Raw genomic sequence first — 14,127 nt, forward strand, 5'->3', positions numbered from 1 at the left:
CGATCATTCACTGGTAAGGGCCGTGACCGGGTCGAGCCGGGCAGCTTTGCGGGCCGGCATGAAGCCGAAGACAACGCCGGTAATCAGTGCGCAGGCGAAGGCGCCGATGACGGCCGCCAGGGAAAAGGCGACCGCGACTTCGCTGAGCACCAATACGCCGCCGACGATCAGCGCCAGGGCGATTCCGGTGATCCCGCCCACCACCGAGAGCATCACTGCTTCAGTGAGGAACTGGCGCAGGATGTCGCGCTGACGGGCGCCGGTGGCCATGCGGATACCGATCTCCCGGGTCCGTTCACGCACGGTCATGAGCATGATGTTCATCACCCCGATCCCGCCCACCAACAGCGAAATCGCCGCAATCGAACCGAGCATCAGCGACAGCGTATTCTGGGTGCTGGCCTCGGCCTGAATCATCGCGGCATTGTTGGTGAGTTCGAAATCATGTTTGCCGTTGTGCAGGCGCAGCATCAACTGCTCGATGGCTTTTTCGGTCTCTTTGACCTTGCGCGCATCGGCTGCGGCAATGGCTACGTATTCGGGGTTTTGGGTGCCGAACAGCCGGACACTGGCCGCCGAGTAAGGCACGGCAATCCGGTTGTCGCTGTCGGAATCGCCGGAACTGGCGCCCTTTTCAGCGAGCACACCGACGACCTGAAAGGGCACGTTTTCGATCAGGATGTATTGGCCGATGGGGTTGGCGACATCCTTGAGCAGCTTGGTGCGAACTTTATGGCCGATCACCGCGACCGCCGCCGCGTTGCGTTCATCGGCCTCGGTGAAGTAGCTGCCCTGGACCACCGGCCAGTTGAAGATCGCCGGAAAGTTGGTGTCGTTGCCGCCGACATAACTCAAGTGGTCTAGGTTGCCGAACCGCACCCCGGCCTCCGCGCCATTGACCGGCATGATCCGCATGACCTGCGGCAGGCTGGCCAGTGCCGCGACGTCATTCAGGGTCACAATGCCCGGTGGTGTGCGCGGGTTGGGGGCCGAGCCGCTGAGGTAAATGATGTTCGAGCCGAAGGCGCCCATCTGTGCCATCACCTGACGTTTGCTGCCTTCTCCGACAGCCAGCATCACCACCACCGAGGCGACGCCGATGATTATTCCCAGCAACGTCAGGGCGGTGCGGAAGCGATTGATCCACATCACCCGCCAGGCCGCGTGTACGGCATCCACCAGTTCGCCTTTCCAGGCACCGGTGGACTCGGCGCCTTCGGCCAGCCGCTTGCGCAAATCCACCGCTTGCAGCGCACCGGGATTGGCCGAGGTCTGGGCGGTGGGGTTGTTGCTGGCGCTGTCGCTGATGATCAGGCCGTCACGGATTTCGATGACGCGTTTGGCCCGCGCCGCCACGTCACGGTCGTGGGTGATGAGGATCACCACGTGCCCCTGGCTCGCCAGTTCATCAAGCAGGGCCATGACCTCGGCGCCGCTGTGGCTGTCGAGGGCGCCGGTGGGTTCGTCGGCGAGAATGATGTGGCCGCCGTTCATCAAGGCGCGAGCGATGGACACCCGTTGCTGCTGCCCGCCGGAGAGCTGGTGCGGACGGTTGCCGGTGCGTGACGCCAGGCCGAGCCGATCGAGCAGGGCGGTGGCGCGAGCGTGACGTTCGGCCGCTGGGGTACCGGCGTAGATCGCCGGCATCTCAACGTTTTCCTGGGCTGAGCCGGACGGGATCAGGTGATACCCCTGAAACACGAAACCGAACGCTTCACGGCGCAGCCAGGCCAGTTCATCACTGTCGAGTCGGGCGACGTTTTCACCTGCGAACAGATACTCGCCGGACGTCGGCCGGTCGAGGCAGCCGAGGATGTTCATCAGCGTCGATTTGCCGGAACCGGAAGCGCCGACGATCGCCACGAATTCCCCGGCATGGATCGACAGGTCGATGCCGCGCAATACGTGAACTTCGGGCGCGTCGCCGCCACCGTAGGATTTACGAATGTCCTGCAGGTTGATCAGAGGCGTTTGCATTCAGCCTCCGCTGCCGTCGGTGGGACCGATCAACAGGTGATCGCCTTCATCCAGACCGTCGAGGATCTGCACCTTCAGGCGATCGCTGATGCCGGTACGCACGGTGCGTTGCTCGATGTCACCGTTTTGCGCGACGACCCGAGCGGATTGACTGTCGGCCTGCGGGCCGCCCTGCAAGGCTGCGACCGGCGCGGTAAGGACGTTTTTTGCCTGATTGGAGACGAAGAACACTTGAGTGGTCATTTCCGCCATCAGCGCGTTGTCGGCGTTGTCGACGTCCAGCAGCACCGTGTACAGCACCACGCGGGCAGTGCCGCTTTTACTGGAACTGGCCGGGCTGCCGCCGCCTCGGCTGGTCTGATCCAGCGGTTTGGGCGGTATCGGCAAGATCTGCCGTACCGTGCTGCTCCAGCGCCGATTGCCACCGCTGAGCGTGGTGAACCAGGCGGTCATGCCGGGTTTGACGTGTCCGATATCAGCCTCCGAAACCTCGGCCCAGACTGTCATGGGCGACAGTTTGGCGATGCGCAGGATCAGCGGTGTTTGTTGCTGGGCGTTGAGGGTCTGGCCTTCCCGGGCATCGAGGGCGACGATCGTTCCGCTCATCGGCGCGTAAATGCGCGTATAGCCGAGTTCGGCCTGATCGCTGCGCAGGCTGGCCTGGGCCTGGCGGATCTGCGCCTCGAACATGTCGATGCGCGCCTGGGTTGTACGCAGTTCGGCCTGGGCCGTTTGCACATCTTCGTCGCGCGTGGCACCGCCGGCGGCGAGGTTCTGTTGGCGTTGATATTTCTGCCGGGCCAGATCGTGCTGTGCCCGTTGCTCCTGAAGCTGCGCCTTGAGGTTGTCGATGGAAAAACGCCCGGCGTCGAGTTTGGCCTGTTGGGTGGAAGGGTCTATTTCCACCAGCAACTGGCCTTCCTTGACCACGTCACCGACCTCCACATGAATCTTGTTAATCTGCCCCGAGGCCTGGGCACCGACATCGACATAACGCCGCGGTTGCAGAGTCCCCAATGCCGTGACGCTGCTTTCAATGTCGCCGCGAGCAACCTGGACCGTGGCGAACCGATCTCGACCGGGAGGCAGAACCTGCCAGGCCGCGACGGCGATAACGGGGATCAGACAAAGGGCTACAAGCAGGGCGCGTCGGGTGTGACGGGGACGTTTCATGCAGGGTTCCGGCCAATAGGAATCGGCCCGTCGTTCAGCTGAGGCGCAAATCTGGCGACAGCCGAACGCTGTCGGAGGGCCGACAGACACGGGGGGCTGTCCTGTAAACGATGAAAGAAGCGGGGAATTTAAGCGTGGACACGTAGTGTTACAGACAAGGGTTACAGGTATAGGACAGCACTATTTATCAGGCAAATAGAAACAGCGCTTTAAATCTATATGAGAATTACTATAAATTACACGCTCGAAATTGCCACCATCGTGCCACTGCCTGCCTGGCGGTCGCGGATCTGGCTCAAGGATAGAAACCGCACCCTGTGCGGCCGGGAGTCATGTTGGAAAACTACTATCGCGAGCTGGTGTGTTTCCTGAACGCCAAGCTAGGCAACCGTCAGGTGGCCGAAGATGTGGTGCATGACGCTTATCTGCGGGTGCTGGAGCGTTCCAGTGAGACGCCGATCGAACAACCCCGGGCGTTTCTTTATCGCACCGCGCTCAACCTGGTGATCGATGACCACCGACGCAATGCCTTGCGGCAGGTCGAATCCCTGGACGTGCTCGACAGCGAAGAGCGCTACTTCACGCCATCCCCCCACAACAGCCTCGATCACGGCCAGCGCCTGGACATGCTCCAGCGCGCACTGGCGGAGTTGCCACGGCTGTGTCGCGAGAGTTTTCTCTTGCGCAAAATCGACGGTTTGTCGCACCCGGAAATCGCCGAGCACCTGGGGATTTCCCGGGCGCTGGTGGAAAAGCACATCGTCAATGCCATGAAGCATTGCCGGGTGCGCATGCGCCAGTGGGACGCCCATTGATCGCAACCGTTTAATCAGGCCTCGCTAAATTTTTTTTCATTGTCCTCGTTCCTATTCAACAGACGATCTGCTGCCGCACAAGGCCGGTCAGGTCACCCAGGCTTTATCCCCGCTGGTCCGGGGTTCATCCAGAGGACACTGGAAATGACACAGGCAATTGCATCGCCCATCGTTCACGACCTGATCGGCGTCGGTTTCGGCCCTTCGAACCTGGCTCTGGCCATCGCCCTGCAAGAGCGCGGGCCGAGCCAGGGCGAACTGGATGTGCTGTTTCTCGACAAGCAGGCGGACTACCGCTGGCACGGCAATACCCTGGTCACCCAGAGCGAACTGCAGATCTCATTCCTCAAGGATCTGGTGACGCTGCGTAACCCGACCAGCCCGTATTCCTTCGTCAACTACCTCAAGCAGCACGGTCGTCTGGTGGACTTCATCAACCTCGGCACCTTCTATCCGTGCCGCATGGAGTACAACGACTACCTGCGCTGGGTCGCCGGGCAATTTACCGAGCAGAGCCGCTACGGCGAGGAAGTGCTGGCCATTGAACCGGTGCTGCACCACCAGCAGGTCGAAGCACTGCGGGTGATCTCGCGTGATACGCAAGGTCAGCAGCATGTACGCACCACTCGTTCGGTAGTGGTCAGCGCCGGCGGTACACCGCGCATTCCCGAAGCGTTCAAGGCACTGAAGGATGACGGCCGGGTGTTCCACCACTCCCAGTACCTGGAACGCATGGCCAGGCAGCCATGCGTGAACAACCAACCGATGAACATTGCGATCATCGGCGGCGGTCAGAGTGCGGCGGAAGCCTTCATCGACCTGAACGACAGCTTCCCGTCGGTGCAGGTGGACATGATCCTGCGTGGCTCGGCCCTGAAACCGGCCGATGACAGCCCCTTCGTCAATGAAGTGTTCTCGCCGGAGTTCACCGACCTGGTGTTCCAGCAGGCCAGCAGCGAACGCGAGCGCCTGGTCAACGAGTACCACAACACCAACTATTCGGTGGTGGACATCGACCTGATCGAACGCATCTACGGCATCTTCTACCGGCAGAAAGTCTCGGGCATCGCACGCCATGCGTTCCGTACCCTGACCACCGTCGAAAAAGCCACCGCCACGGAGCGCGGTATCGAGTTGGCGACGCGCAACAACGCCACTGGCGAAGTCACGGTTAGTCGTTACGACGCCGTGGTACTGGCCACCGGTTACGAGCGTCAGATGCACCGCAAGTTGCTGGCGCCGCTTGCACAGTACCTGGGCGATTTCGAGGTCGATCGCAACTACAAACTGATCACCGACGAGCGTTGCAAGGCCGGTATCTACATGCAGGGCTTCTGCCAGGCCAGCCACGGCTTGAGCGACACCTTGCTGTCGATCCTGCCGATCCGCGCCGATGAAATTGCCGGCTCGTTGTATGAACATGGCAAGTCGCGTGGGCATGGTCGGTCGGTGATGGATTTGTTGTTGGCCACAGCGAGCTGAGATTTGTGGCGGCTGTGAGGCCGCCATCGCGAGCAGGCTCGCTCCCACATTTGATCTCCGTCTTACACAAATGCTGTGTTCACTGAGGATCCACTGTGGGAGCGAGCCTGCTCGCGATAGGGCCCTGCAAAGCACCACAAATCTAAAATCCTGAACCCTCCTGAAGAATCCCGCGCTGCAACGGCGCGGCGAACCCCGGCCCGTCCCTGTGAACCACATGCCGATGGGATAAGTGACACAGCTTTTAGGAAACGTCCTACAGAACGCTTCCTTGGTCTTGCGTAGTCTTGCCGCCTCACTCATCAGTCATTGAACTGGAGGCACGCGATGACCAACAAAGCCTTGCGTATCCTGATCGCCGACGAACAGCATTTTCACCGGATGAAAACCGAACGGCTGTTCAATCAGCTCGATTACTACCGGGTAGCGCCGGTGCAAAACCTTGCGCAAATGCTGATTCTGGTCGAGTACGGCTGCGAGCCATTTGATCTGGTGGTCATCAATGCTTCACTGGCGGGAGGGGCATTGGACCTGCCCGGGTTCTTCCTCGATAACCGCCAGGTTCACCACGCCTTGATTTACGATGGCCTGCCGGCACAACTGGCGCCAACTTCTGCCGTCGGTGTTGAGCAGAAGGTTCAGATAAGCCACGCGGCGCTGCCGGATTTTGCGTCCATTCAACGGCTGATGGCGTTCATCGATCCGCCTGCGTGTGAAGCTGCACAGCCCCCGGTGTATGCGCGGTATCTGCATCAGATCGGTTGATTCCGGGGTTACCGTTCGTCGGTACTATCATTTCTGTCAGGTACATTCTTTCTGCCTTCCATGCAAAAGTCTTAGCGCAGCCGTTGCGTCCGGTTCGTCGTTATCCGGCGTGCATTGGTGCGCAATCGTCAGATCTTTGCACAGGGAATTACCATGAAGTCAGTGCTGATTGTGGACGATCATCCGGTGGTACGCGCCGCAGTCAAAATCGTATTGGAGAAGGAGGGTTTCAAACGGATTTATGAGGCGTCCAGCGGTAGCGAGGCGTTGTCGATGCTCCGAGAGCATTCACCCACGCTGGTGGTGCTGGATCTGGTCATGCCCGAGGGCGATGGGCTGGATGTGCTGGAGCGGATCAAGGCCTGTGACTTGTCGTGCCTGGTGCTGGTGTTCTCGTCGCTGGACCCGTGGTTCTTTCAGGAGCGTTGCATGCGCGCCGGGGCCATGGCGTATGTCGCCAAGACCAACGTCCTGAGTCAATTGCAAAAAGCCGTGCATGCGGTCATGACCGGTTACACCTATTTTGCGCGGCTGCCTTCGGGATCGCAGGACGCCCTGCAACGCAGCGAAAAACAGATGATCGACAAACTCTCCAACCGCGAACTGACCATCCTGCAATACCTGGCCCGGGGCACGAGCAACAAGGCCATCGCCGAGCTTATGCACCTGAGTCACAAGACTGTCAGCACCTATAAAACCCGCTTGATCGAAAAGCTCGGGGTGAACGCGGCGGTGCACTTGCGCGACTTCGCCAAGCGTAATCATCTGATCTGAGTGAACCCGATCATGCGCATGTTGCTGTTGGCCTTGGCACTGAGTCTTTTAACGCAGTTGCCTGCGGCGACGGCCGACGAGCCGCAGCGGTTGCAATTGCTGGGGCGCTCCACAGCGGAGGGTTTTCAGGTCAAGCTGGATGAAAAGGACTGGCAATGGCTACGCGATAAACGGGTCCTGCGCCTGGGGGTGACGGGGGCGGACTACCCACCATTCGAGTTAACACGCCACCGCGATGAGCTGGAAGGCATCACCGCCGATTACGCCGAGCTGCTGGGGCAACTGCTGCACGTCAAGATCGTCGTGCTGCGTTATGCCACTCGTGAGGCCGCCATGGACGCCCTCAAACGCCATGAACTGGATCTGCTCGGCACCTCGAACAACTTCGAGGCGGCCGACCCCGCGCTGACCCGGTCCCGAGCCTATGCCGAAGATCAGCCGATGCTGGTCACTCGACTGGACGAGCGAATGCCCGGCGACCTTGCCGGCAAACGCATCGCCATGGTCGAGGACTATTTGCAGGCGCAGACGGTTGAAGCGTTTTATCCCGATGCAAGTTTGCAGCTCTATCCTTCGGCACTCGACGCGCTCGGAGCAGTAGCGTTCGGGCCAGACGATGTGTACCTCGGGGATTTCATCAGCGCCAATTATCTGATCAACAACAACTACCTCAATAACGTTCATCTGGCGGGGCCTTCCGGTCTGGATGCCAATCCGTTCGGCTTCGCTTTGGCGGTGGATAATCCGCATCTCAAAAGCATCGTCGACAAGGCTCTGGCGGCGATTCCGATGGACCAACGCGCGGTCATCGAGGTGCGCTGGAGTGCCGGCAGGGCTAATACGGCCGGTCAACAGCCGGTGCGTTTGAGCCCCAGTGAACAACGTTGGCTGGAGCGGCATCCGACGGTCACTGTCGGCGCGATTGATAACTTTGCCCCGCTGACGTTCTACGATGCCCAAGGTCGGCTCAGCGGGTTGACCGCGCAGTTGCTGACGCTGATCAGCCAGCGCAGCGGCTTGAGTTTCCAGGTGCAACGCGGCCACTCACTGGACCGGCAAATCGAGCAACTGCGGGACGGCGAGATCGACCTGTTGCCCGTGGTCACGCCCAGTACAGAGCGTGAAGACGCGTTGCTCTTCACCCGCGCCTATATCAGCAATCCGTTTGTGCTGGTCAGTGCAACTACCCAAGGCAGCCCCAGGACGCTGGACGATCTGGCCGGTAAACGCCTGGCAATTTATCGTGGTCATCCGTTGTTCGGGTTTATCCAGGCCCGGGCGCCGCAAGTGCGTCTGGTCGAAGTGCAAAGCCCGGCCGAGGGCATGGACCGGGTGAACAAGGGGCAGGCTGATGCGACACTCAGTTCGTTGATCGTCGCCCGTTACCTGATCGCTCGGCATTACCGTGATCGTCTGCGCGTCAGCAGCACCGTGGGTGATCAACCTGCCCGCATTGCCTTGGCCACCGACCGCGGCGCGCTGGAGTTGCACTCGATTCTGAACAAGGCGTTGTTGAGCATTTCGCCTCAGGAAATGGACGATCTGGTGGCCCGCTGGAGTCATGATGTGGTGCTGGATGACAGCTATTGGCTGCGCCATCGTCAGGGCATTCTTCAAGCGTTTGCCGTGGCTGGCGCCTTGCTGTTGCTCGCCATGGGCTGGATCGCCTGGCAGCGTCGGCAGATCCGCCAGCGTCAGCAGTGGTTGCAGCAATTGCAGGATGCCAAGAACGAGGCGGACGATGCCAACCGCGCCAAAACCACCTTTCTGGCGACCATGAGTCATGAGATTCGCACACCGATGAGCGCCCTGATCGGCATGCTCGAACTGGCCCTGAAACGTGCGGACGAGGGCGTCACCGATCGTTTTGCCATTGAGGTAGCGTCCGATGCTGCACAACAATTGCTGGCGCTGATCGGTGACATTCTGGACATCGCCCGCATCGAGTCCGGGCATTTATCCCTGACACCTGAGCGGGCCAATCTTCGGCGGCTGGTGGAATCGGTGTGTGGGGTTTTCGAAGGCCTTGCACGGCAGAATGGGCTGGCGTGGCGAGTCGATCTGGATGAACACAGCGACTGCGACGTGTTGCTCGACCCCACCCGTTTCAAGCAGGTGCTGTCCAACCTGCTGAGCAACGCCATCAAGTTCACCCGTGAGGGCGAGGTGAGCCTGACGCTGCGGGTGACGCCTGTTACGCCGGGGCATCTGGCGGTCAGTGTGCGCATTGAAGACACTGGCATTGGCATCAGCGACGTTGACCGGCAACGGTTGTTCAGCCCGTTCGCCCAAGCCAGCAATAACCAGCAGTCAGCTCGCGGCGGCTCCGGGTTGGGCCTGGTAATCAGCCGTACCCTGTGCGAAATGATGGGCGGCCAGTTGCAACTCGACAGCGTCCTTGGGCAAGGCACACAGGTCGACATCACCCTTGAGCTGATCGCACTGCAACCGTTGCCTTCCATTGCGCCAGTGGGCAGCGGGGTGCAGATGCCGACGCGGCCACTGACGATTCTGGTGGTCGACGATCACCCGGCTAATCGTTTGTTGCTTTCATGGCAACTGAGCCACCTGGGGCATCGTGTTCTGGAGGCTGAAGAGGGTGCCCGGGGGCTGGAGCTGTGGCGCGAACATGAGTTCGATCTGGTGGTTACCGACTGCAATATGCCCAGGCTCAGTGGTTATGAACTGGCGGGTGCAATCCGCGATGAAGAGCGCGCCCAGGGATTACCGTCGACGCTGATTCTGGGGTTTACCGCCAATGCGCAGCCCGAGGAAAAAGTCCGCTGCCTGGAGGCAGGCATGGACGACTGTCTGTTCAAACCCATCCTGCTGGCAGACTTGAGCGCATGGCTGGCGTCCAGGTTTGTGAGCCAGTTGCCAGAGACGCTCGAAGAGCAACCCACGCCCGAGATGGACCTGAGCGGCCTGGAGCAATACGTCGGTGTGGACCGCACGCTGCTCGATCAGCTGGTGCGCGAACTGGCGGTGACCAACCGGGTTGATCGGGATGATCTGCTCGAGGCGCACGCCAGTGGCAATCGTCATGACCTGCAAGCCTTGGCGCACCGCATCAAGGGCAGTGCGCGCATGGTCCGGGCGGTGCGTTTGATCGAGCAGTGCGAGCAACTGGAGCGTGTCATCGATGAGGGGAACACGGTGCTGCTCGACGAAGCCGTCGATCAGCTGCAGCACGCTATGTCATCGCTGGACAAACACTTGAGCCCGGATTTGAGCCAGGGCTGAAACTCAATCCCACTGCGGCGCAATGCCTTTGGGGCTGGTCAGCCGCTGACCGCGATCCAGGCCCGCGATCAGCGCCATGTCGGCGTCGCTCAGGGTCAGGGCGCAGGCCTGCAGATTGCCTTGCAGGTTGGCGCGTTTGGTCGAGGAAGGAATCACCGCGTACCCAAGCTGCATGGCCCACGCCAGCGTGACTTGGGCCGGTGTCGCCTGAAGGCGATCGGCGATCTGCTGGATGAGCGGATCCTTCAGCACTTCGCCGTAGGCCAGGGTCATGTAAGAGGTGATCCGGATGCCTTGGCTTTGGGCGAATTCGACCACCTTGCGGTTTTGCAGGTACGGGTGCAGCTCGATCTGGTTGGTGGCGATGTTCTCGGCACCGATGGCAGCAATGGCCTGTTGCATCAGGTCGACCGTGAAGTTGGATACGCCAATCTGTCGGGTCAGGCCCAGTTGTTTGGCTTGGAGTAAGGCGCCCATGAATTCTTCGACCGGGACCTGATCTTCCGGCGACGGCCAGTGGATCAGCGTCAGGTCCAGGTAATCGGTTTGCAGCTTGTTCAGGCTCTCTTTGAGGCTGTCGATCAACCGGTCTTTGGCAAAGTTGGCGACCCAGATTTTGCTGGTGATGAACAGCTCGTCGCGAGCAATGCCGCTGGCAGCGATGGCCTGGCCAACCTCGGCTTCGTTTTCGTAGATTTGCGCGGTATCGATGACTCGGTAGCCCAGCTCAAGACCGGTGCTCACCGAATCGATGACCACTTGGCCTTGCAAGCGAAAGGTACCAAGACCGAATGCGGGGATAGACATCAATGACTCCAGGGGTTGCAGTGGGAATGAGCGGGAGTATCCCCGGCTGGACCCTTGAGAAAAACCGCTGGTTGGGCAAAGCACTGTTTACCGCAAGTCATGAATGGGTGACATGTCAGGGGTATTGATGGTGCCTGATCTGACGCTATCGCGAGCAGGCTCGCTCCCACACTGGATCTACGTAAACCACAGATCCCTTGTGGGAGCGAGCCTGCTCGCGATAGCCACGACTCGGTGTCGGGTTTTAACCCGCCTAAGCAATATCGCTATGACTGAATTCCTCGCCCAGAAAGTCGATCAAGGTCCGTACCGACGGCAACAATCCGCGTCGTGAGGGGAAGATCGCGTGCACGATCCCGCACTTGGGTGTCCAGCCCGGCACCAGTTCCACCAGGTGGCCGGCGGCAATCTCATCACGCACTACCACACTCGGCAGGTGGGCGATGCCGATGCCGGCGAGCACCGCGTGACGCAAGGCCAGCAAGTCGTCGGTGACCATTCGCGGGGTATGACGAATCAGCGCGCTGGCGCCATCGGCACCGAACAACTCCCACTGATATTCACGCTGCGCGCCACCCCAATGCACGCTCGGCAGACCGCTGAGATCAGCCGGCGTGGCCGGTGACGACAAGCGCTGCACAAATGCCGGACTCCCCACCAGGCATTGGGTGCTGTTGCCCAGCACTTTCATCACCATGTCGGTGTTTTCCAACGGCGGAAAGCGCACGCGCAGCGCGATATCGAACCCTTCGTGGATCAGGTCGACCCGGCGGTTGGTGCTTTCGATGAACAACTCCACCAACGGGTATTTGAGCATGTAGCGGGTCAGCATCGGCCCGACCCAGGTGTTCAGCAGCGCGGTCGGGCAACTGATGCGCACCAGGCCCTGGGGTTCGGAGCGATTGCGTTCGATCAGCTCGGCGGCGCTTTCGGCTTCGACCCGCATGGCCAGGCAACGCTGGTAATAGGCCTGGCCGATTTCGGTCAGCGAGCAATGCCGGCTGCTGCGGTGCAGCAGGCGCACGCCGAGGCGTTCTTCGAGCTCGGCAATGCGTCGGCTGAGCTTGGATTTGGGCATGTCCAGCGCGCGCCCGGCCGGGGCGAAACCGCGGTGCTCCACCACTTGGGTGAAGTAGTACAGGGTGTTGAGGTCTTCCACCATCGTTCTCCAAATAGAACGCTAAGGCCGATTTTTGCAGTTTAGCGCACCAAAGGCGCCGGTTTTAAGCTTTGTCCATCGCGTCACACAACAGATTTGGAGGAAAAGATGAAAAACATCATCGGTATCTACACCAGCCCACGACCTCACTGGGTCGGCGACGGTTTTCCGGTTCGCACACTGTTTTCCTACGACAACCTGGGCAAACACATCAGCCCGTTTCTGCTGCTGGATCACGCTGGCCCCGCCGAATTCACCCCGACCACCGAGCGTCGTGGCGTTGGTCAGCATCCGCACCGCGGTTTCGAAACCGTGACTATCGTCTACAAGGGCGAAGTGGAACACCGCGACTCTACCGGCAGTGGCGGCAAGATCGGCCCCGGCGACGTGCAATGGATGACCGCGGCTTCGGGGATTCTCCATGAAGAGTTCCACTCCGAAGGTTTCGCCAAGAGCGGCGGCACCCTGGAAATGGTGCAGCTGTGGGTCAACCTGCCGGCCAGGGACAAGATGGCCGAGCCCGGTTACCAGACAATTCTCGACGCTGACATTCCGAGCATTCCACTGAAGAACAACGCTGGCAGCCTGCGCTTGATCGCCGGTGAGTTCGAAGGCCATCGCGGCCCGGCGCGCACTTTCACGCCGATCGACGTGTGGGACGTTCGCTTGAACGCCGGCAAGTTGCTGACCCTGGATCTGCACGAAGGGCGCAACACCGCACTGGTGGTGCTGCGCGGCACGGTTCAGGTCAACGGTGTGGAACTGGTGCGAGAAGGGCAGTTGGCGTTGTTCGAGCGCGACGGTGATCAGCTCAGTCTGCAAGCCAATAACGACGCCGTGGTGTTGCTGCTAAGCGGCGAGCCGATTGACGAGCCCATTGTTGGCCACGGTCCGTTCGTGATGAACACCGAGCAAGAAATTCACCAGGCCTTTGCCGACTTCCAGTCGGGACGCTTTGGTCGGATGAGTGATTGAAATCATTGTTGTAGCGCTGTGGCGTGCCGGGTTTGGCTGACTACGCTTGCCTGGCCACGTTTAAACGAAAAATCAGAGTTCACTTCCGCCGGCCTGTTCGGCATCGAAAAAAGCGAGGATTACCCCATGACAACTTCCTACAAACGTCTCGACAAGGATAACGCCGCCGTTCTGCTGGTTGATCACCAGGCGGGCCTGCTTTCTCTGGTGCGCGACATCGATCCGGACCGTTTCAAGAACAACGTGCTGGCCCTGGCCGACCTGGCCAAATACTTCAAGCTGCCAACGATTCTGACCACCAGTTTCGAAACCGGCCCCAACGGCCCGCTGGTGCCGGAACTCAAGGCACTGTTCCCGGACGCGCCGTACATCGCTCGCCCAGGCCAGATCAATGCCTGGGACAACGAAGACTTCGTCAAGGCGATCAAGGCCACTGGCAAGAAACAACTGATCATCGCCGGTGTGGTGACCGAAGTCTGCGTGGCGTTCCCGGCGCTGTCGGCCCTTGCCGAAGGTTTTGAGGTGTTCGTGGTGACCGATGCTTCCGGCACGTTCAACGAACTGACCCGTCAATCGGCGTGGGATCGCATGTCTTCGTCCGGCGCCCAACTGATGACCTGGTTCGGCCTGGCCTGTGAACTGCATCGCGACTGGCGCAACGACGTGGAAGGCCTGGCGACTTTGTTCTCCAACCACATCCCGGACTACCGCAACCTGATGACCAGCTACAACACTCTCACCAACAGCAAGTAATTAATGTGGGAGCAGGCTTATGTGGCGAGGGGGCTTGCCCCCGTTCGGCTGCGAAGCAGTCGTAAGCCGGGTCACCGCGTTCTAATTCAAGATCGCGGTGACTGGTTTTAGGGGGGCTTCGCGCCCCAACGGGGGCAAGCCCCCTCGCCACACAAGCCCGCTCCCACAGTGTTTTGTGTTGTTCTCAGGCCATCAATTGCTCCT

The 14,127-nt window shown here is 60.3% G+C and carries 11 protein-coding genes; 7 read left to right on the forward strand and 4 right to left on the reverse strand.

The genetic code is table 11. From position 1 onward, the window contains the following. Positions 1-3 precede the first annotated feature (3 nt). Both PMI30_RS10330 and PMI30_RS10325 read right to left on the reverse strand, forming a co-directional pair. Positions 4-1,977 carry a MacB family efflux pump subunit gene (locus tag PMI30_RS10330; protein ID WP_008011481.1) on the reverse strand — a complete coding sequence of 658 codons (1,974 nt, stop codon included), beginning with the start codon at positions 1,975-1,977 and terminating at the stop codon, positions 4-6. Beyond that, positions 1,978-3,150, reverse strand: coding sequence for an efflux RND transporter periplasmic adaptor subunit (locus tag PMI30_RS10325; RefSeq protein WP_008011482.1), 1,173 nt, complete (start codon positions 3,148-3,150; stop codon positions 1,978-1,980). A gap of 332 nt (positions 3,151-3,482) precedes the next feature. On the opposite strand from PMI30_RS10325, the gene PMI30_RS10320 reads away from it, so the two are divergent. The 5 genes from PMI30_RS10320 (at position 3,483) to PMI30_RS10300 (ending at position 10,229) form a co-directional block, all read left to right on the forward strand. Beyond that, positions 3,483-3,965: a sigma-70 family RNA polymerase sigma factor gene (locus PMI30_RS10320; protein ID WP_032835718.1), complete on the forward strand. Its 483-nt coding sequence runs from the start codon at positions 3,483-3,485 to the stop codon at positions 3,963-3,965. Between the two features lie 144 nt (positions 3,966-4,109). Then, positions 4,110-5,447: a lysine N(6)-hydroxylase/L-ornithine N(5)-oxygenase family protein gene (locus tag PMI30_RS10315; RefSeq protein ID WP_008011486.1), complete on the forward strand. Its 1,338-nt coding sequence runs from the start codon at positions 4,110-4,112 to the stop codon at positions 5,445-5,447. Between the two features lie 327 nt (positions 5,448-5,774). Next, complete coding sequence (locus PMI30_RS10310; RefSeq protein WP_008011488.1) at positions 5,775-6,212, forward strand: hypothetical protein; 438 nt, start codon at positions 5,775-5,777, stop codon at positions 6,210-6,212. Between the two features lie 153 nt (positions 6,213-6,365). Continuing rightward, on the forward strand, positions 6,366-6,986 hold the full coding sequence (locus tag PMI30_RS10305; protein ID WP_007907668.1) for a response regulator transcription factor: 621 nt from the start codon (positions 6,366-6,368) through the stop codon (positions 6,984-6,986). 12 nt (positions 6,987-6,998) lie between these two features. Next, a complete protein-coding gene (locus PMI30_RS10300) occupies positions 6,999-10,229 on the forward strand; it encodes an ATP-binding protein (protein ID WP_008011490.1) in 3,231 nt (1,076 codons plus the stop codon). Between the two features lie 3 nt (positions 10,230-10,232). Here the strand turns inward: PMI30_RS10300 and dkgB are convergent, their stop codons facing one another. Beyond that, entirely contained in the window at positions 10,233-11,036 is an 804-nt protein-coding gene (dkgB, locus tag PMI30_RS10295; protein WP_008011493.1) for a 2,5-didehydrogluconate reductase DkgB, read from the reverse strand. 253 nt (positions 11,037-11,289) lie between these two features. Further along, complete coding sequence (locus PMI30_RS10290; protein WP_008011494.1) at positions 11,290-12,198, reverse strand: LysR substrate-binding domain-containing protein; 909 nt, start codon at positions 12,196-12,198, stop codon at positions 11,290-11,292. Positions 12,199-12,303: 105 nt separating this feature from the next. On the opposite strand from PMI30_RS10290, the gene PMI30_RS10285 reads away from it, so the two are divergent. Next, positions 12,304-13,170 (forward strand): pirin family protein, encoded by an 867-nt coding sequence (locus tag PMI30_RS10285; RefSeq protein WP_008011496.1) that lies wholly within the window; start codon positions 12,304-12,306, stop codon positions 13,168-13,170. A gap of 126 nt (positions 13,171-13,296) precedes the next feature. Beyond that, entirely contained in the window at positions 13,297-13,923 is a 627-nt protein-coding gene (gene ycaC, locus PMI30_RS10280) for an isochorismate family cysteine hydrolase YcaC (RefSeq protein ID WP_008011497.1), read from the forward strand. Positions 13,924-14,127: the final 204 nt, after the last annotated feature.

It is taken from the genome of Pseudomonas sp. GM50, from assembly GCF_000282375.1.
Taxonomy (GTDB): domain Bacteria; phylum Pseudomonadota; class Gammaproteobacteria; order Pseudomonadales; family Pseudomonadaceae; genus Aquipseudomonas.

Bases quoted from the DNA above. Each gene is read 5' to 3' on its own strand.
- PMI30_RS10330 (WP_008011481.1), bottom strand. From the start codon at position 1,977: ATGCAAACGCCTCTGATCAACCTGCAGGACATTCGTAAATCCTACGGT.
- PMI30_RS10325 (WP_008011482.1), bottom strand. From the start codon at position 3,150: ATGAAACGTCCCCGTCACACCCGACGCGCCCTGCTTGTAGCCCTTTGT.
- PMI30_RS10320 (WP_032835718.1), top strand. From the start codon at position 3,483: ATGTTGGAAAACTACTATCGCGAGCTGGTGTGTTTCCTGAACGCCAAG.
- PMI30_RS10315 (WP_008011486.1), top strand. From the start codon at position 4,110: ATGACACAGGCAATTGCATCGCCCATCGTTCACGACCTGATCGGCGTC.
- PMI30_RS10310 (WP_008011488.1), top strand. From the start codon at position 5,775: ATGACCAACAAAGCCTTGCGTATCCTGATCGCCGACGAACAGCATTTT.
- PMI30_RS10305 (WP_007907668.1), top strand. From the start codon at position 6,366: ATGAAGTCAGTGCTGATTGTGGACGATCATCCGGTGGTACGCGCCGCA.
- PMI30_RS10300 (WP_008011490.1), top strand. From the start codon at position 6,999: ATGCGCATGTTGCTGTTGGCCTTGGCACTGAGTCTTTTAACGCAGTTG.
- dkgB (WP_008011493.1), bottom strand. From the start codon at position 11,036: ATGTCTATCCCCGCATTCGGTCTTGGTACCTTTCGCTTGCAAGGCCAA.
- PMI30_RS10290 (WP_008011494.1), bottom strand. From the start codon at position 12,198: ATGGTGGAAGACCTCAACACCCTGTACTACTTCACCCAAGTGGTGGAG.
- PMI30_RS10285 (WP_008011496.1), top strand. From the start codon at position 12,304: ATGAAAAACATCATCGGTATCTACACCAGCCCACGACCTCACTGGGTC.
- ycaC (WP_008011497.1), top strand. From the start codon at position 13,297: ATGACAACTTCCTACAAACGTCTCGACAAGGATAACGCCGCCGTTCTG.